Source organism: Actinosynnema sp. NPDC023794 (genome assembly GCF_040639675.1).
Lineage (GTDB): Bacteria > Actinomycetota > Actinomycetes > Mycobacteriales > Pseudonocardiaceae > Actinosynnema > Actinosynnema luteola.
In genome coordinates, this window is sequence record NZ_JBFAFR010000012.1 from 1 (window position 1) to 25,810 (window position 25,810).

23 protein-coding genes are annotated in these 25,810 nt (G+C 72.9%); 20 read left to right on the top strand and 3 right to left on the bottom strand.

All coding sequences use genetic code 11. The features are described from left to right. Window positions 1-311: 311 nt before the first annotated feature. Window positions 312-1,250 carry an aminoglycoside phosphotransferase/kinase family protein gene (locus AB0H12_RS23900; protein WP_499625368.1) on the bottom strand — a complete coding sequence of 313 codons (939 nt, stop codon included), beginning with the start codon at window positions 1,248-1,250 and terminating at the stop codon, window positions 312-314. Window positions 1,251-1,378: 128 nt separating this feature from the next. Between AB0H12_RS23900 and AB0H12_RS23905 the strand changes: the two genes are divergently transcribed. Next, window positions 1,379-2,230, top strand: coding sequence for a hypothetical protein (locus tag AB0H12_RS23905; protein ID WP_499625370.1), 852 nt, complete (start codon window positions 1,379-1,381; stop codon window positions 2,228-2,230). On the opposite strand, the gene AB0H12_RS23910 is transcribed toward AB0H12_RS23905, so the two are convergent. Then, on the bottom strand, window positions 2,217-5,474 hold the full coding sequence (locus AB0H12_RS23910) for an ATP-binding protein (RefSeq protein ID WP_499625371.1): 3,258 nt from the start codon (window positions 5,472-5,474) through the stop codon (window positions 2,217-2,219). The two genes, AB0H12_RS23905 and AB0H12_RS23910, sit on opposite strands and share 14 nt — an antisense overlap. 175 nt (window positions 5,475-5,649) lie before the next feature. Here AB0H12_RS23910 and AB0H12_RS23915 point away from each other — a divergent pair, with 175 nt between their 5' ends. The 17 genes from AB0H12_RS23915 to AB0H12_RS23995 all read left to right on the top strand — a co-directional run bounded on the left by AB0H12_RS23915 (window position 5,650) and on the right by AB0H12_RS23995 (window position 22,503). Beyond that, window positions 5,650-6,810, top strand: a complete 1,161-nt coding sequence (locus AB0H12_RS23915) for a trypsin-like serine peptidase (protein ID WP_499625373.1) — start codon at window positions 5,650-5,652, stop codon at window positions 6,808-6,810. A gap of 309 nt (window positions 6,811-7,119) precedes the next feature. After that, window positions 7,120-7,416 carry a hypothetical protein gene (locus AB0H12_RS23920; RefSeq protein WP_499625375.1) on the top strand — a complete coding sequence of 99 codons (297 nt, stop codon included), beginning with the start codon at window positions 7,120-7,122 and terminating at the stop codon, window positions 7,414-7,416. A gap of 152 nt (window positions 7,417-7,568) precedes the next feature. After that, the gene (locus AB0H12_RS23925) at window positions 7,569-8,762 is read left to right on the top strand and encodes an NAD(P)/FAD-dependent oxidoreductase (protein ID WP_499625377.1); all 1,194 of its coding nucleotides are present in this window, start codon (window positions 7,569-7,571) and stop codon (window positions 8,760-8,762) included. Continuing rightward, entirely contained in the window at window positions 8,762-9,019 is a 258-nt protein-coding gene (locus AB0H12_RS23930) for a (2Fe-2S)-binding protein (protein ID WP_499625379.1), read from the top strand. The genes AB0H12_RS23925 and AB0H12_RS23930 overlap by 1 nt, the downstream gene beginning before the upstream one ends. Beyond that, complete coding sequence (locus AB0H12_RS23935; RefSeq protein ID WP_499625381.1) at window positions 9,012-10,418, top strand: FAD/NAD(P)-dependent oxidoreductase; 1,407 nt, start codon at window positions 9,012-9,014, stop codon at window positions 10,416-10,418. The genes AB0H12_RS23930 and AB0H12_RS23935 overlap by 8 nt, the downstream gene beginning before the upstream one ends. Further along, window positions 10,415-11,347 (top strand): dihydrodipicolinate synthase family protein, encoded by a 933-nt coding sequence (locus tag AB0H12_RS23940; RefSeq protein ID WP_499625383.1) that lies wholly within the window; start codon window positions 10,415-10,417, stop codon window positions 11,345-11,347. Before AB0H12_RS23935 ends, AB0H12_RS23940 begins: the two co-directional genes overlap by 4 nt. Window position 11,348: 1 nt before the next feature. After that, window positions 11,349-12,350 carry a proline racemase family protein gene (locus AB0H12_RS23945; RefSeq protein ID WP_499625385.1) on the top strand — a complete coding sequence of 334 codons (1,002 nt, stop codon included), beginning with the start codon at window positions 11,349-11,351 and terminating at the stop codon, window positions 12,348-12,350. Window positions 12,351-12,523: 173 nt separating this feature from the next. Next, entirely contained in the window at window positions 12,524-13,192 is a 669-nt protein-coding gene (locus tag AB0H12_RS23950; RefSeq protein WP_230565214.1) for a GntR family transcriptional regulator, read from the top strand. A gap of 322 nt (window positions 13,193-13,514) precedes the next feature. Next, a complete protein-coding gene (locus AB0H12_RS23955; protein ID WP_499625387.1) occupies window positions 13,515-14,774 on the top strand; it encodes a beta-L-arabinofuranosidase domain-containing protein in 1,260 nt (419 codons plus the stop codon). 311 nt (window positions 14,775-15,085) lie between these two features. Continuing rightward, on the top strand, window positions 15,086-15,781 hold the full coding sequence (locus AB0H12_RS23960; protein ID WP_499625389.1) for a hypothetical protein: 696 nt from the start codon (window positions 15,086-15,088) through the stop codon (window positions 15,779-15,781). Window positions 15,782-15,971: 190 nt separating this feature from the next. Continuing rightward, window positions 15,972-17,435, top strand: coding sequence for a S8 family serine peptidase (locus AB0H12_RS23965; protein ID WP_499625390.1), 1,464 nt, complete (start codon window positions 15,972-15,974; stop codon window positions 17,433-17,435). Between the two features lie 57 nt (window positions 17,436-17,492). Further along, window positions 17,493-18,632 carry a hypothetical protein gene (locus AB0H12_RS23970; protein ID WP_499625391.1) on the top strand — a complete coding sequence of 380 codons (1,140 nt, stop codon included), beginning with the start codon at window positions 17,493-17,495 and terminating at the stop codon, window positions 18,630-18,632. 161 nt (window positions 18,633-18,793) lie between these two features. Next, window positions 18,794-19,723: an ABC transporter ATP-binding protein gene (locus AB0H12_RS23975; protein ID WP_499625393.1), complete on the top strand. Its 930-nt coding sequence runs from the start codon at window positions 18,794-18,796 to the stop codon at window positions 19,721-19,723. Further along, window positions 19,716-20,576 carry a hypothetical protein gene (locus tag AB0H12_RS23980; RefSeq protein WP_499625395.1) on the top strand — a complete coding sequence of 287 codons (861 nt, stop codon included), beginning with the start codon at window positions 19,716-19,718 and terminating at the stop codon, window positions 20,574-20,576. The genes AB0H12_RS23975 and AB0H12_RS23980 overlap by 8 nt, the downstream gene beginning before the upstream one ends. Beyond that, window positions 20,573-21,484 (top strand): ABC transporter ATP-binding protein, encoded by a 912-nt coding sequence (locus AB0H12_RS23985; protein ID WP_499625396.1) that lies wholly within the window; start codon window positions 20,573-20,575, stop codon window positions 21,482-21,484. The genes AB0H12_RS23980 and AB0H12_RS23985 overlap by 4 nt, the downstream gene beginning before the upstream one ends. Continuing rightward, window positions 21,481-22,203, top strand: coding sequence for an ABC transporter permease (locus AB0H12_RS23990; RefSeq protein ID WP_499625398.1), 723 nt, complete (start codon window positions 21,481-21,483; stop codon window positions 22,201-22,203). Before AB0H12_RS23985 ends, AB0H12_RS23990 begins: the two co-directional genes overlap by 4 nt. Before the next feature lie 66 nt (window positions 22,204-22,269). Continuing rightward, window positions 22,270-22,503 (top strand): hypothetical protein, encoded by a 234-nt coding sequence (locus AB0H12_RS23995; protein WP_499625400.1) that lies wholly within the window; start codon window positions 22,270-22,272, stop codon window positions 22,501-22,503. A 93-nt stretch (window positions 22,504-22,596) separates the two neighbouring features. On the opposite strand, the gene AB0H12_RS24000 is transcribed toward AB0H12_RS23995, so the two are convergent. Next, window positions 22,597-24,174: an MFS transporter gene (locus AB0H12_RS24000; protein ID WP_499625402.1), complete on the bottom strand. Its 1,578-nt coding sequence runs from the start codon at window positions 24,172-24,174 to the stop codon at window positions 22,597-22,599. A gap of 69 nt (window positions 24,175-24,243) precedes the next feature. Here AB0H12_RS24000 and AB0H12_RS24005 point away from each other — a divergent pair, with 69 nt between their 5' ends. Together AB0H12_RS24005 and AB0H12_RS24010 are read left to right on the top strand one after the other, a co-directional pair. After that, window positions 24,244-24,819 (top strand): helix-turn-helix domain-containing protein, encoded by a 576-nt coding sequence (locus AB0H12_RS24005; protein WP_499625404.1) that lies wholly within the window; start codon window positions 24,244-24,246, stop codon window positions 24,817-24,819. A gap of 109 nt (window positions 24,820-24,928) precedes the next feature. Further along, window positions 24,929-25,786 carry a class I SAM-dependent methyltransferase gene (locus tag AB0H12_RS24010; RefSeq protein WP_499625405.1) on the top strand — a complete coding sequence of 286 codons (858 nt, stop codon included), beginning with the start codon at window positions 24,929-24,931 and terminating at the stop codon, window positions 25,784-25,786. The last annotated feature ends 24 nt before the right edge of the window (window positions 25,787-25,810 follow it).

Consider the following 25,810-nt stretch of genomic DNA (forward strand, 5'->3'; position numbering starts at 1 on the left):
ACGTCACCACCGAGCATGGGATCACCACGAACCGGCGTCGGGGATCTTGTCCGGCGTGTCTCCAACCCGGTGAACGTATGTGGTCAACGCACTAGCCGATGACGTCACCGGTCGCCTTCCGCTCGAGCTCCGGCAGCGCGGTCGACGACGGCTGGTGTGCGCGGATCACGTTCGGTCCACGGCTCGTGCTGGACCGCTGCCTCGGCCGCCCGCCACGGCCGGAGAAGCAGGCGATCCGTCTTGAGCACGACCTCGCGCCCCGGTGTCACCTCGGCTGCGACGACCGCGACCTCTCCCTCGGCCGGCCGGCTTCACTTCGCGGCGAAATCCCCATCCTGCCAGGGCTCGGTGGCCCGCCAGGCCGCCAGCGACGAGGACAGGCCGTCGACCAGGAGCGGGAGTTGCGGGGCCAGCGCCAGGCAGGCGACCACCTGGAGGTCGCGCAAGCGCTCCATGGCGCGCAACACGCCCGTGTCGACCGTGCGCAGGCCCAAGTCGGCTGCGGCGGCGTTGTAGGAGGAGATCGCCTCCTCGCCGGTGCGCGCGAGGTCCCACTCGACCGGGGCGACGCCGACGTGCTCGTAGTCGGAGTACAGCAGGGCGTCGGCGGTCTCGATCAGGTTGTAGAACGGGGCGTCGCCGTGGACCACCTGGACGGGGACGCCGGGGAACGCCCGCGCGAAAGCGGCGGGCGAGGAGATGACGGGCGACAGGACGGCCCACTCGGCACGGGCACGGGCCAGGTCGGCGGCGGGCAGCAGGTCTTCCCGACCTTCGAGGTCGTCGAAGGCGAGGTCGACGTACCCCTGCATCCCCGGGAAGAAGCCGGTCTCGCCCGGGTACTCGGCCAGGATCGAGTGCAGGCGGGCGACGACGGGCATGCGCTTCACCACGTCGTAGTCGGTGGGGGTCGCGCCCTCGACCTTCTCCCAGAAGGTCATCGCGAAACCGTCGCGCTCGACGGGCTCCGCCGGGACGAGTCCGCTCGGCACGACGGTCGGCTCGCCGCGTGCGGCCAGCCACCTCGACACGTCGAGTTCCGTGCGCTGGAAGCCCGTCGACGTGGTGCCGCGGGGGGTCACCACGGGCACGCGTGCGACGACGGGAGCCGGCGCGAGGTCCACCACCACCGAGAAGACGTCGTACAGGACCTCCGCCTCGGAAGCGTCCAGCCCCAGCGCCGTCGCGGCGGCGACGGCGGCGTCGCAGGCGCGTCGTGAGCGGGCGGCGCGTTCTTCCTCGGTGATCATGAGCGCCACTCTAGGACTTCGCACCGGAGGCGGCCGGCCAGGCGACTTTAAGACCACCGTAATCCGCGGCCCCATCCTGGTTCGTGGCGTCGCGGGTCACGGCCGCGCGCGGAGATCAAGGGGGATCGATGACGAGGACGACGTGGTGGACGCGGGTGGCGACGGGCTGTCTCGCGGTGGGGCTGGCGACCGGGCAGGCGAGTGCGGCGACCGCCGCGTCCGCCGCCGTGGACGTCCAACTGGTGGAGGCGGTGAGTCCGTCCACCGACTCCGACAAGTCCGTGAGGGCGCTGTGCCCGCGAGGCACGAAGCTGTACTCGGCGGGCGGTGCGGTCGACAACCGGTCGGGGGACGTGGTGATCGACTCCATCTGGCCGGTGGCGGACCTGTCGGGGGTCGTGGTGCGGGCCAGGTCGCGCACGACGACGTCCGCGTGGGCGGTGACGGCCTACGCCCTCTGCGCCGAGGGCAACCCCGAGCCGGCGCGCGAAGAACCGTTCGGCACGGCGTCGGTCGACCTCAAGGAAGCCTCGGACCACTGCGCGGTCGCCGGCAGCCTGACCGGTCTCGGTGGCAAGATCGTCGGGAACGACGCCGAGGACAAGGCGGCCCTGTACGGGCTGGTGCCCGACGAAGGGTTGACCACCGCCACCGCGATGGGGTCCGGGCCGGCGAACGCGCAGTGGACGGTGGAGGCGACGGCGATCTGCGACGCCACGATGGCCGGCAGCCTGGTGCGCGTGGTGGCCGAGGCAGGCGAGTTCCCCGACGTCGAGCCGCAGAAGGCCACCGCGACCTGTGACGACGGGTTCCAGCTCATGGGCGGTGGCGGCCTGGTGACCGGTGAGACGCCCGACTCCGATGCGGTCCTGGTGAGCGCCAAGCCGGACCCCGGTGCCGACTCGATGACGGTGATCGCGCCGGACGGCGCCAGCCGGTGGAACGTGGAGGCCTACGCGATCTGCCTCAAGGAGGCGTGAGCCCGGCGCCGCGCGGCGGCGTGGAGTCGGGGAAGGGACTCGGCTCCACGTCGATCTCGCGCATCCGCGACACGTATGCCCGGTAGCGTCGCCGCGCTTCGCCGTGGCTGCCCGACGCCGTCAAGGCCCGGACCAGCGTCAGGTGCGCGGTCTCGTCGTGGCCGTCGCGTTCCAGGACGCGCAGGCAGTACCGGGCGGTCGCGACGTGGTCGCCGGCGGCGGCGACGTGCTCGGCCAGCGCCGAGGCGACCTGGAGGTAGGTGAGGCGGGTGTCCTCGCGCAGCTCCGCCGCCCAGTCGGCGTAGGGGTCCTCCTCCAGGAAGTCGCCGGTGTAGGCGGTCTCCGCCGAGGCGAGCAGCGCAGGTGACCGGCCCGCCAGCCCGGCCTTCGCGTCGGCGTGGAACCGGAGCACGTCCACGTCGACCACGGCCGGGTCCAGGCGCACCTGGTCGGTGTCGGCGACGATGCCGTGCCGGTCGCACCGGTCGGGGTCGAGCACCAGGCGCGCGGTGGACAGCGCCACCGAGAACCGGTTGGCCACGCGTTCCGGCTGCTCGTCCGGCCACAGCAGCGCCATCAGCGCCTCGCGGGTCGCGGGCCGCCCCTGGCGCGCGACGAGGATCTTGACCAGGTCGCGCGCCTTCTTCGACTGCCACGCGGTGGCCGGGACCGCCGCGCCGCGGATCAGCACCTGGAACCCGCCGAGGGTCCGGATCGACACCGCGGGCCCGGTCGACCGGCGGCAGGACTCGGCGACGGCCGCGGCTTCCGCGACCAGCCCGCGGGCGCCGATGCGGCCGGCGGCCTGGCCGGCCACGGTGACCAGCGCCAGCCCGTCCGCCCCGCCGAGCACCCGCGCCTTGGCGATCGACACCTCGATGCCGCCGATGGGGTTGCCGATCTCGGCCCACGCCGCGGCGGCCTGGGCCAGCAGCGACAACGCCTCGTCGCGCCCGCTCCGGGCCCGGCCGAGCAGTTCGAGTGACGCGGCGACGGCGGCGCGGTCGCCACGACGGGCGGCCACCGCGTGGGCCCGGCCCGCGTGGGAGGCGGCCTCGTCGGGCTCACCCCGGGCCAGCGCCAGCCGGGCGGCGGCCAGCAGCGCCGCCGGGTAGCCGGGGCCGGTGCCGCACGACAGCGCGCGGCGCACCAGGTCCTGGGCGGTCCCGGGCTGCTCGTCGGCCAGCACCCGGGCCAGGCCCGCCAGCGCGGGCACCAGCTGCGGCACGGCGTCGTTCTCCTCGGCCAGCCGCACCGCCTCGGTGAAGGCGTCCCGGGCCAGCGCCCGTTCGCCCCGGAGCCGGTAGACCTCCCCGAGCGACTCCAGCGCCAGGCTGGCGAGTCGCGAACCCGTCCTGGTGTACACCTTCCGCGCCGCGTGCAGGTCGGCCGCGGCTTCGTCGAGCCGCCCCAGCCCCAGCCACGCCGCGCCCCGGTTGTTCAGCGCGAGCGCCCGGTAGCTGGTGAACCCGGTGAGGTCGGCCAACCGCAACGCGGTGTCCAACTCGGCCAGCGCCTCCGCGTGGTCCGCCTCGTGCACGAGGTGGGCGGACCGGTTGACCCGGATCCTGATCTCGGCCAGCACGTCGCCGGCGAGCCGGGCGTGCGCCAACGCCCGCGCGTAGTGGTCCGCGATCGCCGGGCGGTCGCCCTCCGCGTCGGCGATCATGGCCAGCACGGTGTGCGTGGCCGCCAAGGCCGCGTCGTCGCCCGCTTCTTCGGCCAGCGCCGACGCCGCGGCGATCTCGGCCCGGCTCGACGCGACGTCGCCCCGTGCCCAGTGCGCGCTCGCCGCCAGGCCGCGCACCCTGGCCTCGGCCGCCGGGTCGGCTCCGGTCGTCGAGCACTCCTTGCAGGCCGCCAACGTCCGGTCCGGCGCACCGCTGAAGTAGTGCATCGCGGCGATGCGGGCCGCCAGCGCCGGGGGTGTGCGGGCTCCCGGCGGCGTCGCGCGCCGCAGGCACGCCAGCGCCAGGCCCCACTCGCCGCGCACCTGGTGCGCCACGCCGGCCAGCTGCCACGTGACCGGGTCGCGGTCGTCGGGCGGGATCTCGGCCACGGCGGCGATCACGGTGTCCGCACCGCCCCGCTGCAGCAGCTCCTCGCCGCGTTCGGCCAGCAGGGCGCCGACGACCCGGTGCTCGCCGAGCCCGGACAGCGCGGCGAGCGCCTCCCCGAGGCGGCCGTGCTCGGCGAGCCACGCGGCGGCGGCCGTGCCGAGCCGACGTCGTTCGGCGGCGTCCAGCGCGGCGCGGCTCGCGACGAACACGCGCGCCAGCGGGATCAGGCCGAGCCGGCCGGGGTCCGCGACCAGCCGCTCGACGAACAGCCCGCGGGCCAGCAGGTCGGCGAGGACCCGGGCGGCATCGGCGAACCCGAGCGCCGCCAGCAGGTCCGCGTCGAAGCGGTCGAACAGCGCCGCGACCGCCAACAGCTCGCGGACCGGTCGCGGTTCCCGGTCGAAGACCTCGTGGGCCAGGTAGTCGTACAGCGCGCGGTTGTGCGGCAGCGCCGCGGGCGGCGCGTGCCGCGTCGTCGGTCCGGGCCCGGCCGCCGGGTTCCGGCCCAGCGCCTCGGCGGCCAGCCGCACGGCAACCGGCCAGCCGCCGGACAGGCGGTGGACCTCCGCGGCGGCGCGGTCGTCGGCCACCAGCTCCCGCGTCTCCCGTTCGGTGAACGCCAACTGCGCGGCGGTCACCTCCAGCGGCCCGGAGGGCCCGGCCGGCCGCTGCACCGGGAACGGCGGCGGCTCGCGGCCGGACAGCACGACGCGCAGGGCCGGTGGCGCCTGCAGGCACAGCGCTTCGAGCACACCGCACGCCCGGTCGTCGCGGCCGATGACGTGCAGGTCGTCCAACACCAGGAGCAGCGTCCGCCCGCCGGCGGCGGTGGCCTCGGCGATCGCGTCGCACAGGGAGGCGGCCATCGCGTGCGCCCGGTCGGTCCGCCCGGCCTCGCCCGCGGCCTCGTCGTCCGCCAGGACCGCGGGCGGCTCGCAGCGGAGCGAGGGCAGGACGACGCGCAGGGCACGGGCGAGGCGGACGAGCAGCGGCTGGGCCGAGCGGTCCTCCTCGGTGACGGTGTGCCAGGCGACCTCCGCCCGCCCGGCCCACCCGGCCAGGAACGTGGTCTTGCCGTACCCGGCGGGCGCCACCACCGTCGTGATCCTGCTCGAACGCGCCGCGGCCAGCAGGTAATCAAGGCGAGGCCGCACGACGGTGTCGGGGGTCCCGGTCGTCGTCACACGTTATCCATCGCACATCGATGGCGGTTGGTGCGCGGTCGTCGGCGGATTCACCCGATGTGATCAGCCCCGGTGGCCGGTCGGTCGCGCCGCCTTATGCCGACGTTAAGGCCACCGGAAGGCGCGTGACGACCGTGGTGCGCGACCACGTCACCCGACCTTCGAAGGGACACCGATGAACCTCCGGACATCCTGCGGAAAACGACACCTGCCGGCCCAAGCGGTCGTGCTGCTGCTGATCGCGGCGCTGGCGCCCGTGGTGACCGCGTCGGTCGCCAGGGCTGAGGACCCGTGCGCGGACCGTCCCGCCACCGAGTTGGACCGGCGCGCCGACTGGCGTTGCGTCGGGCTGGCCACCTACGCCGATCCCGGCGCCGAACCGCGGCCGGTCGCGCTCACCGACGAGGAGGCGCAGCGGCTCGACGTGGCCCAGCCGGAGAGCTGGGAGCTCGGCGTCGCGGTCTCGCCGGACGGACGCCTGTACCGGCAGATCACGCCGTCACCGGTCGGCCCGGAGGAGAGCCGCCCGGTCAACCCGATGCCCCCGGACGTGGACCCCGAGGGCGAGCCGCGACCGGACACCACCGCTCCCGCGGCGGGTGACGATCTCGGCGCCCGGACGGTGTTCGACGCCGACGACCGGGTGCTGCGGACGGCGACCACGAGCTACCCGTGGCGGGCGATGGGCTCGATCTCGGCGCCCGGCTCCACCACGTCGCACTGCTCCGGCTCCCTGGTCGGGCCTCGGCACCTGCTGACCGCCGGCCACTGCATCCACCAGGGCGGCGGGGGCGAGGGCCAGGGCTGGTTCCCGAACCGCAAGGTGGCTCCGGGCCAGCACGGGATCGGGACCTACCCGAACGGCCTCAAGAACTCCACCTGGTACTTCAGCGTCTCCGGCTGGTACGACTGGGGCAACCCGGCCTACGACTACGGGATGATCGTGCTGGAGGACCAGTCGTCCACCGCGCGGCTGGGCTGGCTGGGCTGGCGTCCTCGCGGGTACTGGGGCGGGCACTGGACGTTCGGCTACCCGGGCTGGAGCCACACCTGCGCGGCCTCGCCCTCGGCGGACGGGCAGTGCGACAACCACCTGTACGGCGACGACAACTCCACGAAGCTCGTGCTGGCCAAGATGATCAAGACCCACGCCGACAGCCAGACCGGTCAGAGCGGCTCGCCGATCTACCAGTACAACGGCGGTGACCGGCGGGTGATCGCGATCATGGCCTACCACGGCAACTGGGGCACCAAGGTGACCGGGAAGAGGTCCGACAACTTCTGCCACTGGATCCACCTGTCGCCCAGCGCGTTCAACGATCACGCGTGCGAGTAGAACTCCGGGCGCCGGGCGCCGGGGGCCCGTCGCGGCCCTCGGCGCCCGCGTTCGGGGCGATCCACCACCGGAGCCACGACTGGCTGACCCGCGCGTCGGGTCGTGAGCCGAGGTCGTGGCGGTCGGGGAGGGCCGGTCGCGTTCGGATCTGTTCGGATCCGTTCGCACCGGCCCTCGCGGCGTCGCGGACCGGATGTGCTCCTCGGCGGCCCGACGGTGCCCAGGACGGGAACGCCCGTGCGCTCACGCAGACGCCCCGGCCGGGGTCGCTCGTCCACACCGGGAACACCACCGAGGTCCCGCGCCGCGTTGGCGGTCGGGCTCGTGCTCGCGCTGGTGTCGAGCCTGCTCAACGTCCCCACCGCGTTCGCCGATCCCGCGCCCGGCAAGGGCGACCTGTGCTGGGACCGGCAGGCCGCGCGCATCGTGCTGCCCGGCGACGACGGCGAGCACTGGCTGGTCACCGGCCCGGACGGCACGCGGTACGCGTTCGGCTCGGACGGCGCGGCGAAGTCGGCGTGGACGGTCCCGGCGTTCGGCAACGACGCGGGCGAGCCGAGCGGCGGCCTGATCGACGCCCGGAGCCTCCAGTTCGGCGCGGGGTGATCCGCCGGCCCGGGTGGTTCATTCCCCTCCGGTGCGCCGGCATCGGCGCCGAACCCCAGTGGTGCAATGTCACCGCCGCGAAGTGAGGTGAACCCAGGCCTGAAACCGCCGAGTCTTCCCAACTCCTCGCACCATGTGACATGGTACTGACCGTGTCCACTCCTCTTCGGGCAGTCGTGGTGGGTGCGGGCATCATCGGCGCGGCGATCGCCCGGGCACTGGCCCGCGAGGGCTGCGCGATCACCGTCGTCGACCGCGGCGCCGTCGCGGGCGGCACGTCCGCCGGCGGCGAGGGGAACCTCCTCGTCTCCGACAAGGAGCCCGGTGCCGAACTCCGACTCGCGCAGCGCTCGCTCACGTCGTGGCTGGGCGTCGAGGACGAGTTGCGCGACGAGCTGCCACCCGACTTCCCCGGCCTGGAGCTGGAGCGCAAGGGCGGTCTCGTCGTCGCCACCACCGAGGCGGGCGCGGTGGCGCTCCGGGAGTTCGCCGACGCCCAGCGCGCCGTCGGGGTCCGGGCCGAGGAGCTCGGCGACGACCGCGTCCGCGACCTCGAACCCGACCTCACCCCGAACCGCACCGCCGCCGTGTTCTACCCCGACGACATGCAGGTGCAGCCCGTCGTCGCCACCGAGGCGCTGCTCGCCGCCGCCCGCCGCCGCGGCGCCCGGGTGCTCCAGGGCGTCGAGGTCACCGGGCCGGTGCTCGACCGGGGCAGGCTCGTCGGGGTCGACACCACGGACGGCGTGCTGACCGCCGACGCGGTCGTGCTCGCCGCCGGACCCTGGTCCGGCGCGGTCGCCGAGCGGCTCGGGGTCGTGCTGCCGGTCGCGCCCCGACGCGGCACGGTGCTGGTCACCTCCCGGATGCCCCAGCGCGTGTGGCACAAGGTCTACGACGCCGACTACGTGGGCGCGGTCGGCTCCGGCGCGGCCGACCTGCGGGTCTCCAGCGTGGTCGAGTCGACGGCGGCGGGCACCGTCCTCATCGGTTCCTCCCGCGAGCGGCGCGGGTTCGACGAGCGGATCGAGTCCCGGGTCCTCTCCGCGCTCGCCGCCAAGGCGCTGCTGCTGTTCCCCTTCCTCGCCGACGTCCAGGTCATGCGCGCCTACGGCGGCTTCCGCCCGTTCGTCCCCGACCACCTGCCCGTGATCGGCCACGACCACCGGCTGCCCGGCCTGTGGCACGCCACCGGCCACGAGGGAGCGGGCATCGGCCTGAGCCTCGCCACCGCCGAGCTCCTCCGCGACCAGGTCCTGCGCGGCGGGCGCGGCGACGACCCGCTGGCCGCCGAGTTCCGCCTGGACCGCCCGACACTGCTCCCACACCTCGAAAGGGCCGCCTGATGACGCAGATCCACATCGAGGTCGACGGCGCCCCGGTCGAAGGTGTGGCGGGCCAGAGCATCGCCGCGCTCCTGCTCGCCACCGGCCGCAGCTCCTGGCGCCGCACGCGGGCGGGCCGCCCGCGTGGTGTGTTCTGCGGTATCGGCACCTGTTTCGACTGCGTCGTCACGGTCAATGGCTTGCGCGACGTTCGGGCTTGTCAGCGTCGTGCCGCCGATGGTGACCGCGTCGAGTCGCAGGAGGACGACCGTGCCTGAGGTCGTCGTGGTCGGCGGCGGACCCGCCGGGATGGCCGCCGCGCTCGCCGCCCGCCGCAACGGCGCGCGGCGGGTCGTCCTCCTCGAAGCGGGCGACGACGTCGGCGGCCAGTACTGGCGGCACCTGCCCGCCCGGCGCGCCGACCCCGACGAGGGGAGGTGGCACCACGGCTGGCGCCGCTTCCTCGACCTGCGCGCCGCCCTGCTGCGCGACCCCGGCTGCGAGGTCGTCACGAACGCACACGTGTGGTCCGTCGACCGCCGCGACGGCAGGCCCCCGCTCGTGCACGCCCTCGTCGGCGAGGCCGACGGGCGGAGCCGCGCGTCGCGCACCTTCGACCCCGGAGCGCTCGTCCTCGCCACCGGAGCGCACGAGCGCACGCTGCCGTTCCCGGGTTGGGACCTGCCCGGCGTCTACACCGCGGGCGCCGCGCAGGCGCTGGCCAAGGGCGAGCGGGTGGCCGTCGGGCGTCGGGTCCTCGTCGCGGGCTCCGGCCCGTTCCTGCTGCCCGCCGTGGCCGGCCTGGTCCGCGTGGGCGCGCAGGTCGTCGGCGTGGTCGAGGCCTCCGGTCCCGCGCGGCTCGCGAAGGGCTGGGGCGCCAAGCCGTGGCGACTGGCCGCCACCGGCGGCAAGGCCGTCGAGCTGGCGGGATACCTGCGGGTCCTCGCCGCCCACCGCGTCCCCTACCGGCTGGGCGCGGGCGTCGTCGAGGCCCACGGCGCCGACCGCGTCGAGGCCGTCACCGTCGCGCGGCTGACCCCCGACTGGTCGCCGGTCCCCGGCACCGGGCGGCGCGTCGAGGTCGACGCCGTCTGCGTCAGCCACGGCTTCGTCCCGCGCGCCGAACTGGCCATCGCGGCCGGCTGCGCGCTCGGCGAGGGCGGCGCCGTCGAGGTCGACGACCGGCAGCGCACTTCCGTGCCCGGCGTCCTCACCGCGGGCGAGCTGACCGGCATCGGCGGTGTCGACCTGGCGCTCGCCGAGGGCCTGGTCGCCGGGGCCGTCGCCGCCGGGGGAGAGCCCGCGCCCGCCGCCCTGCGCCGCCGCGCGGTCTTCCGCGAGTTCGCCACCCGGATCGACGCCGCCCACGCCGTCCGGCCGGGCTGGCGGTCCTGGGTGGACGACGACACCGTGGTCTGCCGCTGCGAGGACGTCACCGCCGGAGCCCTGCGCCGGGCCGCCGAGTCGACCCGTTCCAGGGGGCTGCGCTCGCTCAAGCTCACCACCCGCGCGGGCCTCGGCCTGTGCCAGGGCCGCACCTGCGGCCCGGCGGTCGAGGACCTGCTCACCGGCGTGCTCGATCCCGGCCGCACCGCCCACCGCCCCGTCGCCGTACCGCTGCGCCTCGGTGAGCTCGCCGACCACAGCCGCACCAGCAACCGAGAGGACGCCCCATGAGTTCCGGACCGGCTTCCCTGCGCGGGGTCATCGTCGCCACCGCCCTGCCGTTCAAGGAGGACCCCTCCGCGCCCGCCGGTCTGGCGGTCGACTACGACCGCTTCGCCGAGCACTGCGACTGGCTGATGGCCAACGGGTGCCACGGCGTCGGCCCCAACGGCTCGCTCGGCGAGTACTCCGCGCTGACGGACGCCGAGCGCCGCCAGGTCGTCCGGGTCGCGGTCGAGGTGGTCGGCGACCGCGGCGTCGTCGTGGCGGGCGTGCACGGCCCCGGCTGGCACCAGGCCAAGCACTGGGCGGAGCTGGCCGCCGAGGACGGCGCGCACGGCGTGCTCGCCCTGCCGCCCACCATGTACCGGGCCGGTCGCGAGCAGGTGATCGAGCACTACACCAAGATCGACGAAGTCGGTCTGCCGATCATGGTGTACAACAACCCGATCGACACCAGGGTCGACCTCGTGCCCGACCTGGTCGCCGAGCTCGCCGAGCTGCCCAACGTCTCCGCCATCAAGGAGTTCAGCGGCGACGTGCGCAGGCTCTTCGGGATCGCCGAGCTGTGCGACATCGACGTGGTCGTGGGCGCCGACGACGTGCTGTTCGAGCTGATGGCCGACGGCGCCGTCGGCTGGTTCGCGGGCTTCCCCAACGCCCTGCCCGCCGAGTCGGTCGCCCTCTACGAGCACCTGCTCGCGGGCCGCCTCGCCGAGGCCAGGGAGCTGTACAAACACGTGGTCGCCCTGTTCCGCTGGGACTCGCGCACGGAGTTCGTGCAGGCCATCAAGCTCGGCATGGACGAGGTCGGCCGCTACGGCGGACCGTGCCGCCCGCCGCGCGGCCCCCTCACCGCCGAGCACGCCGCGAAGGTGCGCGCGGACGTCCGCCGGGCGGTCGCCGGGATCGAGGGGCTGCGCGTGGCGGGGGTGGCCTGAGGTGCGCGCCTCCCGGATGTTCGCGGCGGTCGACTCGCACACCGAGGGCATGCCGACCCGCGTGGTGACCGGCGGCGTGGGGGTCGTACCCGGCGCCACCATGAACGAACGGCGGCTGCACTTCGTCGAGCACCTCGACCACGTGCGGCGGCTGCTGGTCAACGAGCCGCGCGGCCACTCGGCGATGAGCGGCGCGATCCTGCAGCCGCCCACGCGTCCCGACGCGGACTTCGGCGTGCTCTACATCGAGGTGTCCGGCTGCCTGCCCATGTGCGGGCACGGCACCATCGGGGTCGCCACGGTCCTGGTCGAGACCGGCATGGTCGAGGTGACCGAGCCGGTGACCACGATCCGGCTGGACACCCCGGCGGGGCTGGTGGTGGCCGAGGTGGCCGTCCGCGACGGTCACGCCGACGGCGTGACCCTGCGCAACGTCCCGTCGTACTGCGACCGGCTCGACGACGTGGTGGACGTGCCGGGGTTGGGCGCGATCCGCTACAGCCTGGCGTTCGGCGGCAACTTCTACGCGATGGTCGACCTCGACCAGGTCGGGCTGCCGTTCGACCGAGCCCGGAAGGGCGAGATCCTCGCCGCCGGGCTGGCGATCATGGACGCCGTCAACACCTCCGCGCCGCCGGAGCACCCGGAGATCGAGGGCGTCGACCACTGCCACCACGTGGAGTTCATCGCGCCCGGCTCGGACGCGCGGTACTCGCGGCACGCGATGGCCATCCACCCCGGTTGGTTCGACCGCTCGCCGTGCGGCACGGGCACGTCCGCGCGGATGGCCGAGCTGCACGCGCGCGGCGAGCTGCCGCTGGAGCAGGACTTCGTCAACGAGTCCTTCATCGGCAGCCGGTTCACCGGCCGCCTGGTGGGGGAGACGACCGTCGGCGGGCGGCTCGCGGTGCTGCCGACCGTCACCGGGCGCGCGTGGATCACCGGGGTCGGCCAGTACCTGCTCGACCCGACCGACCCGTACCCGGCGGGTTTCGAGTTCTGAAGGGGTGTCCGCCGGCGGGACGGCGGACGGTGCACCGGGCACTGGCCACGAAGGACCGAATCGCGAACACGCGGGCACGGGGGTGGGATACTCGGCAGCTCCATACCGGTAAGGTCAGCGCTGTGTGACATTGCAGTGCGGGGCATGCCCCACGACAGCGGGAGGCCGCAGAGGTGAGTCCGTCGACCATCAACCCGTTGGCTGTGGGCGCGAGCCTGCGCGGCACGGTGGAGGACGCGGTCGCCGCCGCCATCGTCTCGGGCGAGCTGGCGCCGGGCACCCTGGTCACGGCGCCGACGCTGGCCGCCCGCTTCGGCGTGTCCGCGACCCCGGTGCGGGAGGCGATGCTCAACCTGCAGAAGCGCGGGTTCGTCGACGTGGTGCGCAACAAGGGCTTCCGCATCACCGACGTCAGCGAGCAGGACCTCTGGGAGATCGTGCGGCTGCGCCAGCAGTTGGAGGGCCCGCCGATGCGCGAGATCGCCAGGACGATGCAGCCCTCGACCGTGGCCGAGCTGCGGGTCAAGGCCCAGGCGATCGTGGACGCCGCCGCGGCGGCCGACCTGGCCGCCTACCTGGCCGCCGACCTGGACTTCCACCTGCGGCTGCTGGAGCTGCACGGCAACCGCAGGCTCATCGCGATCGTGAAGGACCTGCGCCAGCAGACCCGCATGGTCGGGCTGGCCGGCATGGTCGGCACGACCGAGCTGGCCAGGTCCGCGGCCGAGCACCACAGCCTGGTCGACCTCCTGGAGGCCAGGGACGGGCGGGGCGCGGAAGCCCTGCTGACCGACCACATCGGCCACGTCCTCGGCTGGTGGAGCGGCAACTCCGAGGACTGAGACCGAACCCGCCCGCCGCGACCGTCCCGGGGTCCCCGCGCCGGGCCCACCGACCGAGCCCGTCGAGGCCGCCCACCGGGTCTGCCCACCTGGCCCGCCCTCCGAGTCCTGCGGACGCACGGCGGGCTCGTCCCCCTGTCCGGGTTCGAAGGGCTGTCCGCGCCGTTGCTGGCCGGCCCGCGTGATCGTTCCCGGGGCGGATCACCCCCGGCTGGAAATATCGCGCCAGCGTGTCCAGGTGCGAGGTGTGACATACTACTGTCGGTCCTGTCGGTGATCCCGGTCACTGCTTCCTCTCCCGCGTGACCTGAACTTCTTCGGCGTGCTCGTCCCGCACCGCATGTTCGCCCACGGCGGCGTGGGCGGCAACTACCCCGGCTCGAACAACGACCTCGAGCTGTTCCAGAACCGCGGCAACGTCGCCAACGCCATCGCCACCAGCGGCGCGGAGACCTGCACCACCTACAACCTGCTCAAGCTGGCCCGCAAGCTGTTCCTGCACGAGCACGACCCGGCGTACATGGACTACTGCGAGCGCGGCCTGCTCAACATGATCACCGGGTCGCGGGCCGACACCGACGCCACCCACGACCCGCAGGTGACCTACTTCCAGCCGGTCGGACCGGGCGCCGTGCGCGGTTACGGCAACACGGGGACGTGCTGCGGCGGCACCGGCCTGGAGAACCACACGAAGTACCAGGACACGGTCTTCCTCCGCTCCGCCGACGACAGCGCGTTGTGGGTCAACCTCTACGCACCCGCCACGCTCACGTGGTCCGAGAAGGGCTTCACCGTCACTCAGGAGACCTCTTTCCCGCGCCAGGACCACTCGAAGCTCACCGTCGACGGCAACGGCAGCCTGGACCTCAAGCTGCGGGTCCCCGCGTGGGCGCAACGCGGGTTCCACGTCACCGTCAACGGTCTGCGGCAGGAGCTGGACGCGCGGCCCGGCGCCTACGTGACGCTGAGCCGCGACTGGAACCGCGGCGACGTGGTGGAGATCCGGATTCCGTTCAGCGTCCGGGTCGAACGGGTCATCGACCGCCCCGACACCCAGGCCGTCTTCTGGGGCCCGCTGCTGCTGCAGATCATGGACGACCCGGGCGGCGGAGCGTTCCCCGAGCTGTCGCTGTACCGGCACCTCAAGCGGGACGGGGACTACGGCCGCGCCGCGATCACGGCCGGCGCGGTCACGCCTGCCGGTGACCCCACGTTCACCGCGGGCGGCTTCACGCTCCGGCCCTACCACATCAGCGACACCCAGGCCGCGTCCTCGTACTTCCGCCGGGTCGAACCGACGATCGTCTTCGGCTCCCTCGACACCGGCGTGCCCAACCGCAAGCGCGACGACGGCCTCCCGCGCTACGACGTCCCGTCGACGGCATCACCTCGCCCGGCGACGACGGCCCGACCTTCCTGGACCTGCTCTGGGACCAGGCCCCTTCGCCAACCACGGGCGGTTCGTCGCCGCCGTCACCGCTCTCGCCAACGCCTTCGTCACCGCCGGCGCGTTCACCACGGCCGAGCGGGAGTTGTAGGCGGCAGATCTCCGCGCAGTGCTCCGAGCGTTCCGGCCTCCTGAGCACGGGCGCCTCTTCCCGTTCGGCGGATGTGTTCGCCGCTCTTCCGCCATGCCGCCGGTAGACCATGGGTGCGCCACTCGATCGGAGCAGGCTCGCCTTCCCGCCCGAGCGGGCCACGCCTGGAGGGCCTCCACTGTGGAACCAGTTCCGAGGCATTGCCGAAAGGATTTTCGGCTGCCACAGTGCTCAGTAGCGCACTCGTCATCGGGCACCGGGCCGGTTGTCGAGTCGATGCGTCCTGTGTGGACGATGCGTCCTCCGCCGCCTCCCGACACACCGATCAGCTCTCGCGTGAGGATGTGAGGATTCGATGAGGCGTTTCACCAGAGTGGTCATGCCGGTGCTGGCCGGCCTGCTCGCGGGTCTCGTGACGTGGCCCGGCGCGGCACGGGCGGCGGACGGCCCGGTGGTGATGGCACCGCCGACCGGGACTGTCCGGGTGCACCTGCTGGTCCCGTCCGACGTGCCGCACGACCAGCGCCACGTCGACGGCATCACCCGGGTCGTGGTGGAGGCCCAGCGCTACTACAAGCAGGAACTGGGCAGGACGTTCCGGCTGAACAACCCGGTGGTCGAGGTCATCACCGGCGAGCGCGTCCGCAGTTGGTACGAGAACACGCCCAACGGCCCGGAGCGCTATTGGTGGACGGTGTTCAACATGCAGCAGGAGTTGATGCGCAGGCTCGGCCTCGGCGCGCCGGACCGGCGGTGGCTCAACGTCGGCGAGATCCGCGCGGAGGGTCCCGGCGCGGGCGGCGGTGGCGGCAACGGTTGGGTGATCCTGTCCGGGCACGACGCCGACGGCGCGGCCGGGGCGAACGGTCCGATGAACCGGTGGTACGGCGGCATGGTGCACGAACTCGGGCACGCGTTCGGCCTGCCCGACTCCCGCTACACCGACGGCACCCCGATGTCGGCGTCCTTCTACGACTACCCGAACACGCACTTCGACCAGAGCCAGAAGAACGCCATCCTCAACGGCCCGTACGGCAGCTTCCTGTACTGACACCGGGCCCTGGGCACCGAGCACCGCTGAGCACCGAGCGTCCCGCAACCGGGCACGCCCGCCGGCGGCGCGCGCCGCCGCACTCAGGTCACGCCTCATCCCTGCGCTTCCACAAGAGGTCTCCGTGGTGAAGAACCTGCGAACGACCGGTTCCCGACGCCGGACGCGAACCACTGCCCATTGTCTCCTGGTGGCGCTCTCCCTCGCGTCCGCCACGCCCGCCCAAGCCGCCGGGCCGGGCTCGTCGACGTCCGATGACCGTTACACGGCAACGGAGAAGCCGATCGCGACCGTCCTCACGGCGAACGACTCCCGTGCGCACGTGCACGTGAAGTTCGCGGAAGGGAGCCAGGTCCGGCTGCGTGGCGACGGGCTGACGTCGGCCGCGGGCACGGACCTCTCGGCGGTCCGGGACGTGCTCCGGTCCGGCTCGGTCTCGGCGGTGCGGCGGCTGTTCACGACGTCCGAGGAGACGTCGCGGACGTTCACCGACCAGGCCGCGGCACGCTCGGGCCGCCGGCAAGCCGACCTGAACCTGTGGTACCGCCTGGACCTGCGCCCGGGCGCGGACCCGGCCGCGGTGATCGACGCGCTCAACGCCCTGCGCGAGGTCGAGATCGCCTACGCCGAACCGCTCGCCGTGTCACCGCCGATCGCGCCGGACTTCACCCCTCGCCAGGGTTACCGCTCCGCCGCCGCCGGCGGCGGTGTCGACGCCGACTACGCGCGCACGATTCCCGGCGGCACCGGCGCGAACGTGCGCGTGGCCGACATCGAGTACGCCTGGAACTTCGCCCACGAGGACCTGTCGAAGCTGCGCGCCCCCGGCGCGTTCGTCCGCAACGGCACGGCGAGGGACCCGTTCGACGACAACAACCACGGCACCGCCGTGGCGGGCATCCTCGTCGGCGACGTCAACGCGGGCGGCGTGACCGGGTTGGTCCCCGACTCCCCGATCTACGTCACCAACGCCGCCAACGCCGAGCGCGGGTGGGACGTCGCGAACTCCGTCGTCGTCCTGGCCCGCGCCCTTCGGCCCGGTGACGTGCTGCTCATCGAGCAGCAGACGTCGGGCCCGGCCGGCTGCACCGGGTACGTCGCCCCCGAGTGGGTACCCGCGATCTACGACGCGATCGTCGCGACCACGTCCTCGGGCATCACCGTGGTCGAGACGGCGGGCAACGGCTCGATGAACCTGGACAACCCGTGCTTCGGCAGCAGGTTCCCGCGCGGCAAGCCCGACTCCGGCGCCATCATCGAAGGCGCCGGCTCCGCTCCCGGGTGCGGCACCGCGCGCACCCGACTGAACTTCTCCACCTACGGCAGCCGCATCGACGTGCAGGGCTGGGGCAACTGCGTGGTCAGCACCGGGTACGGCAGCCTCCACAGCAGCGGCGGCGCCACCGCCTACTACACGGCGACGTTCGGCGGGACGTCCAGCGCCGGTCCCGTCGTGGCAGCCGCTGCGGCCTCCCTGTCCAGCATCGCCAAGCAGCGGGGCATCACCCTCAGCCCCGGCCAGGTGCGCGCCATCCTGAAGTCCACCGGGACCCCGCAGGTGAACCCCGGCACCGGGAACATCGGCCCCCTGCCCAACCTGCGCGCCGCGATCGCCGCCCTGCCGACCGGCGGCAACCAACCCGCCCCGCGCTGACCGGCCGTCGCCATCCGGCTCGACCCTGCCCGACCCCCCTTGGAGGTCCGAGTGTCCATGAAGAAGCTCCTCGCGGTGATCGCCTCCGGCGTGGTAGCCGCGTCCGTCCTGTCAGTGCCCGGCGCGGCTGCCGCGAGCACCCCGGTTCCCGTCGCCACCGCCCCCGATCAGACCCTCGAAGACCACGACCACGCCGAGGACGCGGGTCCGCACTCGCACGGGACGCCGGCCGCGGAACGCTGTCACCATGCCGATGAGTTCGCACCCGTGGCCGGGCTGGGTGACCGCGTCTGCGCGATGGGCGACGGCGAGTTCAAGGTGCGCACGCCCCACGGCGACCACGTGACCCACTTCGACGCCCCGCTCGCCAAGGACAAGGGTGTGCGGGACGCGGTGACCCCGCAGGCGATCACGCCCCTGGCCGCGCGTTCGCACCACTGCGCTACGGACTCGTACCGCATCCAGCTCGTGTACATGATCCCGGCGGGTGCGCCCGACGCGTCGGCGACGATGGTGCCGCTGATGAGGCAGCACTTCATCGAGTCCAACGCCATGGTGTCCAACCGCGCCGCGCAGTACGGCGGGGACCTGTCGTTGCGCGTCGCGTGCGACGCCGCGGGCCAGCCGGCCGTTCGGGTCATGCGCAGCAGCCACGACAACAGCGCGATCGGCGCCATCGACCAGGAGGTCGCCCGCCAGGGCCAGCGGATCACCGGTCAGGACAACGTCGTGTACTGGGGAGACGGTGGTTGCGGCGGCGGCGTCGCCTACGGCAGCGGCGACACGCGACCCGGCGTGGAGAACGGCGTCAACAACGCGCCCGGTATCGCGGTGGTCTACGGGCGGTGCCCCTTCACGTACATGCTGCACGAGCAGGGGCACTCGATGGGCGCCGTGCTGCCGAACACGCCCAACAGCTCGGGCGCCGGTCACTGCAACGACGACGCCGACGTCATGTGCTACAAGGACGGTGGTCCCCGCTCGGGCAACTACCGCTCGAACGTGTGCCCGTCCCCGAACGGCAACCTGGACTACTACTGGGACTGCAACGTCAACGACTACTTCCACCCCAACCCGCCGGCCGGGTCGTTCCTCGCGACGAACTGGAACCTGGCGAGCTGCGCCAACCGGATGGTGCACCGCCCGAACTGCGGCGCGGCGCCACGGACGGCCGAGGTCGGCCGGCCCCGGTCGTAGACCGGCGGACCGAGCGCGACGAAGCCCTTCCGCCGCGCGGCGGAAGGGCTTCGTCGGGCGGCCACCTCCACCACTCGCGGCCGACCCCTAGGGGTCGCGAGGCCGCCGGACTCAGGGTGCGGCCGGATGTGCGGGTGGACGGACGGCCGTAAGGTCCTCGTGTGCCACTCATCGAGACGTCCGCGCTGGGAATGCGCTACGACGGCAAAGTCACCGCCCTGGCGGATCTGACGTTGGACATCGAGGCCGGGGTCGTCGGCTTGGTCGGGGTCAACGGGGCGGGGAAGACCACGCTGATCAAGCTCGCGCTGGGGCTGCTCACGCCCACCAGTGGGCAGATCCGCGTGCTCGGCCTCGACCCGATCGCCGACGGGGAGCAGGTCCGGGCGAAGGTCGGCTACATGCCCGAGCACGACTGCCTGCCGCCGGACATGGTCGCCGCCGAGTTCGTCACGCACATGGCGCAGGTCAGCGGCCTGCCCGCGGCGGCGGCGCGGGAGCGGGCGTCGGAGACGTTGCGGCACGTGGGCCTCTACGAGGAGCGCTACCGCCGGATCGGGGGCTACTCCACCGGCATGAAGCAGCGGGTCAAGCTCGCCCAAGCGCTGGTCCACGACCCCGAACTGCTGCTGCTCGACGAACCCACCAACGGGCTCGACCCGGCGGGCAGGCGGGCGATGCTCGACCTGGTGCACCGCATCGGCACGGAGTTCGGCATCTCGGTGGTGGTCTGCTCCCACCTGCTCGGCGAGATCGAGCGGATCTGCACGTCGCTGGTCGCCATCGACGCGGGCACCCTCCTGCGCTCGGCGACGCTGTCGTCGATGACCGAGCACAACGACCTGCTCGTCGTCGAGATCGACGAGGGCGCCGAGCGGCTGGCCGTCGCGCTCACCGCCGAAGGCCTGGACGTGCGCCACGACAACCGCGTGCTGACCGTCCGCCTCGGCGAGGACGACGGCGCGGTGTACGACCTCATCCGCGACGCCGTCGCGGACCTCGACCTCTGCCTGCACCGGCTCGAACGCCAGCGGCACCAGGTCGCCGACCTGTTCCGCGACCGCCCGGCCGAGGAGGTGTCCCATGTCTGAACCCGGCGTCATCCACGACATCGGCTACCAGCGCTACACCGGCCCGAGGCTCGGCCCCGCCTACTCGGCCCGCGCGCTGTACGTGCACAGCCTTCGCAGCGCCTACGGCCTCGGCCGCAGCCCGTGGGCGAAGGTGCTGCCGTTCGGGCTGATCGGCCTGGCCTCCATCGCCTCGCTGATCATCGTGATCATCAACAGCCAGGTGCCCGAGCCGATCCTCGACTACGTGGGCATCGCCTCCACCTTCACCTTCGCCGCGGCGGTCTTCGTCGCCGTCGTCGCGCCCGAGCTGGTGTCGGTGGACCTGCGCACGAACCTGTTGCAGCTCTACTTGTCCCGCCCGCTGGGCCGGTCGAGCTACGCGCTGACCAAGGTCGCCGCGCTGGCCACCGCGACGTTCCTGGTGTTCGCGGCGTCCATGCTGATCATGTTCATCGGCATGGCCTTCGGCACTGACAACGGCGTCCCAGGGGTGTTGGAGGAGTTCGGCGGACTGCTCGTCGGCCTCCTGGCGGCGGCCGTCCACGCCGCGCTGCTGGCGGCGCTGGGGTTGCCGATCGCGTCGCTGTCGGGGCGCCGGGTGTTCGCGTCCGGCATGATCATCGGCGTCTTCCTGCTCACCGCCCCGATCTCGGGGATCCTGAGCGAGCTGGACTCCGGGACGATCGGCCTGCTCGCCGGGCTGCTCGACCCGACGAGCCTGCTCAACGGCGTGGACCAGTGGCTGTTCGGACTGGAACTCGACATCGTCGACATCGGCTCGTTCGGACCGGTGTACGGCGTGGTCGCGGTCGCGTTGACCGCGCTGGGCACGATGGCCGCGGTGTGGCGGTACAAGGGGATGAAGTCATGAACACCGTCGAACTCTCGGGCGTCTCCCGCTGGTACGGCAACGTGGTCGCGGTCAACGACGTGACCCTGTCGATCGGCCCCGGGCTGACCGGCCTCCTCGGACCCAACGGCGCGGGCAAGACCACCGTGCTGCACCTGATGGCGGGCCTGTTGGCCCCGTCCCAGGGCGAGGTCGTGATCGGCGGTGAGCCCGCGTGGGCCAACCCCGGCGTGTACCGCAAGCTCGGCCTGGTCACCGAGCGCGAGAGCGTGCCCGGGTTCCTCACCGCGTGGGAGTTCGTCCTGGCCAGTGCCAAGCTGCACAAGCTCCCCGACCCGACGGCCGCCGCCCGCGCCGCGCTGGACGTCGTGGACCTGCGCGACGCGCAGGACCGCCGGATCTCCACCTACTCCAAGGGGATGCGCCAGCGGAGCCGGGTCGCCGCGGCGCTCGTGCACGACCCGGACGTGCTGCTGCTGGACGAACCGTTCAACGGCATGGACCCCCGGCAGCGGATGCAGATGATGGAGCTGCTCGACGGCATGGCCGCGGAGGGGCGGACCATCGTGTTCAGCTCCCACATCCTGGAGGAGGTCGAGCAGCTCTCCGGCACGGTGCAGGTGATCGTCGCGGGCAGGCTCGCCGCCTCCGGCGACTACCGGCACATCCGGCGGCTGATGACCACCCGCCCGCACGTGTTCACCATCGCCTCCTCCGACGACCGCCTCCTCGCGACCGCGCTGATGGCCGAGCCGTCGGTCTCCGGGGTGAGCATCGCCGAGGCGGGCCTTCAGGTGCACACCAGCGACTACGGCGCCTTCACCCGTGCCCTGGCCAAGCTCGCCAAGGCGAGGGGTATCCGGCTGACCACGATCCTGCCTTCGGACGAGTCCCTCGAGAAGGTCTTCTCCTACCTGGTGACCACATGAACCCGACGATCATCCGCCTCACGGCGAGGGCGCTGCTCGGCCGCAAGCGCGTGTTGCTGCTGCTCCCCATGCCGATCATCCTGATCGGGCTGACCCTGCTGGGGGTGAGCAGCGAGGACGAGTACGTGACCCCGTCCGACTGGGGCCCGCTGGTCTTCTCCAACCTGGGTCTCGCGGTCATCCTGCCGCTGACCGCGCTGATCGTCGGCAGCAGCGCGCTCGGCCTGGAGATCGACGACGGCACCATCACCCACCTGATCACCAAGCCGCTGCCGCGCTCGGAGATCATCCTGTCCAAGCTGCTGGTGGCCTGGTCGGTGACCACCGTGGCCACCGCCGTGCCGCTGGCCCTCGCGGCCCTGATCGCGGGCTCCGGCACGCTGGCGGTCGGCCTGGTCGTCGGCACGGTCCTCGGCGCGTTGGCCTACGGCGCCCTGTTCCTCGCGCTGAGCGTGATGACCAAGCGCCCGGTCGCGGTCGGCCTCGTCTACATCGTGCTGTGGGAGAACCTGTTGGTCTCGTTCGTCGACGGCGCCCGCGTGTTCAGCATCCGCCAGCACGCGACGGCCATCGCGGACGCGATCGGCGACACCCCGCTGATCTCCTCGACGATGTCGGTGCCGACCGCGTTGATCATGGTGTCGGTGTTCGTCGTGGTGGGCACGGTCGGGGCCACCCGGCGGCTGCGGTCCTTCGCGCTGACGGGCGAGGCGAACTAGCGCGCCGCACAACGGGGTTTGATTGCTGCGGTCAGGCACCTGCCGGACCGACGGTGCAACGGGTACATGGGCAACAAGCTGCCGCACGAGCTGGACGACCTCGTGGAGTCGGTCGTGGCCGGGTCCCCCGACTCGACGCCCGCCGCGCGCCAGTACATCCTGGACGCGATCCCGCCACGCGCGGCGGGCGTGCTCTGCGTGTTCGGTCAGCGGATGGCGACGGTGGCCGTGCGGACCGACTCGCCGGCGCCGGTCTACCGCGGCATCGTCGAAGTTCCTGGCGTTCGACCGGCGCGATGAGCGGGACGAGTCGCTCCCGGCGTTCGCGATGGCGGCCTACGGGTCCGGTACGGACACGGCTCCACCCTGGCGTGAGGGCGGGGCTGCAAGTCGTCATCCGGCGCCGACCGTCTCGGCGGCCTCGTCCACCGGCACGGGGTTCTTCGGGCCGCGCAGGACGATGCAGACGAGCAGCGCGCCCATGACGGCGACGCCCGCCCACATGGCCTGCTGCCAGCCGTCGACGAAGGACTGGTGGGCGGCGTGGACGATCCGCCGCTCGTGCGGGCCGGCGCTGCCCGAGACCTCGACGGCGTTGGCGATGCCCGCGCGGGCTGTGTCCGCGGCGGCTCGGGGGACGCCGTGCAGCCGGTCGTCGATCGCGCTGCGGTAGCCGGCGGACACGAGCGCGCCCAACACGGCGACGCCCAACGCGGTGCCGAACTCACGGGTGATGTCGTTGAGCGCGGAGGCGACGCCCTGCTTGCCACGCGGCAGCGATCCGGTGATGGCCTCGGTGGCAGGCGTCATGGACAGGCCCATGCCGGTGCCCATGGCGAGCATGCCCGGCAGGATGCCCGGGTAACCGCCGTCCACGGAGACGAACAGCGCCATCAGCGCCAGGCCCGCACCGGCCAGGGCGATGCCCGCCGCGATGGTCGAGCGGGAGCCGATGCGGGCGGCCACCCGGGGGGCCAGGCCGGAGGCCGTCATCATCATGACGGCCATCGGCATCATGGCCGCCGTCGACAGCAGTCCCGACCAGCCGAGCACCGCCTGGAAGAACGGGAACAGGACCACGGCGACGCCCGCCTGGACACCGAAGACCACCAGCAGCGTGATCGAGCCGCCGGCCAGGCCGCGCTCCCGGAACAGGCGCACGTCCAGCAGTGCCGCGTCGCGGCGGTGCAGCTCCCAGGCCACGAAGCCGATGCCCGAGATCAGGCCGACGGCGAGGCCGATCAGCGTCGCGGGAGCGGTCCAGCCGCGTTCGGGCCCTTCCTGCAGGACGAAGATCAGGCCGACGACGGCGACGGTGGAGACCAGCGCGCCAAGGGTGTCGAAGGAACGGGCCGAGCGCTCACGGGAGTCGGGCACCGAAGTCAGGGTCATGCCCAGCGCCACGACGACCAGGGCCACCGGCAGCACGAACAACCAGCGCCAGTCGGCGACGTCGACCAGGAGGGCGGAGAGGAACATGCCCAGGACGCCGCCGCCTCCCGCGACGCCGGTCCACACGCCGATCGCCCTGCCGCGCTGCTCCTCGGGGAAGGTGGAGGTGATGACGGCGAGGGTGATCGGCATGATCATCGCGGCGCCGACGCCGCCTGCCACCCGGGTCGCGATCATGACCTCGGCGGTCGGGGCGAGGCCCGCCGCGACGTTGGCGACGCCGAAGACGCCGAGCCCTGCGATCAGCACGGGCTTGCGGCCCAGGCGGTCGCCGATCGCGCCGAGCGGAAGCAGCAGGGCGGCCAGGGCCAGGGTGTAGGTGTTGATGATCCACAGAACCGCGTTCTGCGAGGCCCCGAACTCGACGGCCAAGTGGGTCTGGGCGACGTTCAGCCCGGACACCGACGCGATGACGGCCATCAGCGCGACGGAGACGGCGATCAGGATGGTGCGGAGCTCACGCGCGTCCGGTGCGCCGGTTTCGGCGGTGGTTTCCTGCGCTGGCTGGTTCGTACTCATGGATTCGACGTTAGGCGGAGGTTGCGCCGAGGGCATATCATCTTGTCCATGACGCAAGAAGAAGGTTCGTTGGACGGCCTCGTGCGCAAACGCATCCGTGCTCTGCGCGTGGCTCAGGGCCTGTCCCTGGAGGAACTGGCCGGCCGTGCCCACCTCAGCCAGTCGTCGCTGAGCCGCATCGAGAACGGGCAGCGCCGCTTGGCGCTGGACCAGCTCGTCACGCTGGCCCGCGCCCTGGACACCACCCTCGATCAGCTCGTCGAGAACGCCGCCGACGACGTCGTCATCAGTCCCATGATCCACGGCGCCCACGGCGTGAGCTGGCCGATGAAGGGTGACCCGGCCATGAGCGTCATGCGTCGACGGCTGACCGAGCCGCCGCCCGACAACCCGTCCAGGATGCGCGCCCACCCGGGCCGGGAATGGCTCGTCGTGCTGTCCGGCACCGCGATCCTGATGCTGGGCGACCGCCGCTTCCGCATCGAGACCAACAAGGCCGCCGAGTTCCCGACCATGATGCCGCACGCCATCGGCGCGGAGGGTCGCCCTTGCGACATCATGTTCATCTTCGACCGGGACGCCCGCCGTGGACATCGCGAGACCGACGACCAGCCCGAGAACGGCGACGCGCAACGCGGCCAGTAGTCGCACCGGCGGCCCGCACCCTTGCGCGGTCCGCTGCGCAACAAGACAGTTCCTTGCGTAATGCGCAAGATGCCGTGCTCAACACGCATAAGGCGCTTAACGTGGCCGTATGCCGCAGACACACACCCACGAGCACGGGCACCACCAGCAACGCGACGCGGACAGCGGGCAGGCGGAGATCCTCGACCTGGACGCGGAAGTCCTCGCCGAGCACATCGCCGCGATCACCGAGTGGCTGCCCTTGAAGAGCAGCCCCCGCCGGATCGTGGACCTCGCCTCCGGCACGGGAGCGGGCACCTTCGCGCTCCTCGACCGCTTCCCCGAGGCGCACGTCACCGCCGTCGACGCCTCGCCCGGCCACCTGCGACGGCTGCGTGAGAAGGCACGGGCCCGCGCCGTCGACGAGCACGTGCGCACCCTGCCGGCCGACCTCGACGACGCCACCTGGCCCGACCTCGGCACGCCCGACCTCGTGTGGGCGTCGGCCTCCATGCACCACCTGGCCGACCCGGACCACGCCCTGCGCGCCGTTCGCGACCTGCTCGCGCCCGACGGCCTGTTCGTCGTCGTCGAGCTCGCCGGCCTCCCGCGCTTCCTGCCCGAGGACGCCCCCGCCGACCGGCCCGGACTGGAAGGCCGCCTCCACGCCGCCACCGACCGCTTCCACGCCGAGCACGTGCCCCACCGCGGCGCCGACTGGGGAGCGAAGCTGACCGCCGCCGGCTTCGCGGTCGAAGGCGAGCTCACCGTCGCCGTCGACGTCGACGGGTCCCGCAACGCGGTGATCGGCCGCTACGCCTCGGGCGTGCTGCGGCGCCTCCGCGACGCCGTCGGCGCGGAGCTCGCGGCGGACGACCTCGTCGCGCTCGACCGGTTGCTCGACACCGGCAGCCCGCACGGCATCCTGCGCCGTGACGACCTCGCGGTGCGCACCGAGCGCACCGTCTGGGCCGCGCGCCGCGACTGACGTTCCATCCCGGGGCGACAGCCC

Bases quoted from the DNA above. Each gene is read 5' to 3' on its own strand.
- AB0H12_RS23900 (WP_499625368.1), bottom strand. From the start codon at position 1,250: ATGATCACCGAGGAAGAACGCGCCGCCCGCTCACGACGCGCCTGCGAC.
- AB0H12_RS23905 (WP_499625370.1), top strand. From the start codon at position 1,379: ATGACGAGGACGACGTGGTGGACGCGGGTGGCGACGGGCTGTCTCGCG.
- AB0H12_RS23915 (WP_499625373.1), top strand. From the start codon at position 5,650: ATGAACCTCCGGACATCCTGCGGAAAACGACACCTGCCGGCCCAAGCG.
- AB0H12_RS23930 (WP_499625379.1), top strand. From the start codon at position 8,762: ATGACGCAGATCCACATCGAGGTCGACGGCGCCCCGGTCGAAGGTGTG.
- AB0H12_RS23940 (WP_499625383.1), top strand. From the start codon at position 10,415: ATGAGTTCCGGACCGGCTTCCCTGCGCGGGGTCATCGTCGCCACCGCC.
- AB0H12_RS23960 (WP_499625389.1), top strand. From the start codon at position 15,086: ATGAGGCGTTTCACCAGAGTGGTCATGCCGGTGCTGGCCGGCCTGCTC.
- AB0H12_RS23970 (WP_499625391.1), top strand. From the start codon at position 17,493: ATGAAGAAGCTCCTCGCGGTGATCGCCTCCGGCGTGGTAGCCGCGTCC.
- AB0H12_RS23980 (WP_499625395.1), top strand. From the start codon at position 19,716: ATGTCTGAACCCGGCGTCATCCACGACATCGGCTACCAGCGCTACACC.
- AB0H12_RS23985 (WP_499625396.1), top strand. From the start codon at position 20,573: ATGAACACCGTCGAACTCTCGGGCGTCTCCCGCTGGTACGGCAACGTG.
- AB0H12_RS23990 (WP_499625398.1), top strand. From the start codon at position 21,481: ATGAACCCGACGATCATCCGCCTCACGGCGAGGGCGCTGCTCGGCCGC.
- AB0H12_RS23995 (WP_499625400.1), top strand. From the start codon at position 22,270: ATGGGCAACAAGCTGCCGCACGAGCTGGACGACCTCGTGGAGTCGGTC.
- AB0H12_RS24000 (WP_499625402.1), bottom strand. From the start codon at position 24,174: ATGAGTACGAACCAGCCAGCGCAGGAAACCACCGCCGAAACCGGCGCA.
- AB0H12_RS24010 (WP_499625405.1), top strand. From the start codon at position 24,929: ATGCCGCAGACACACACCCACGAGCACGGGCACCACCAGCAACGCGAC.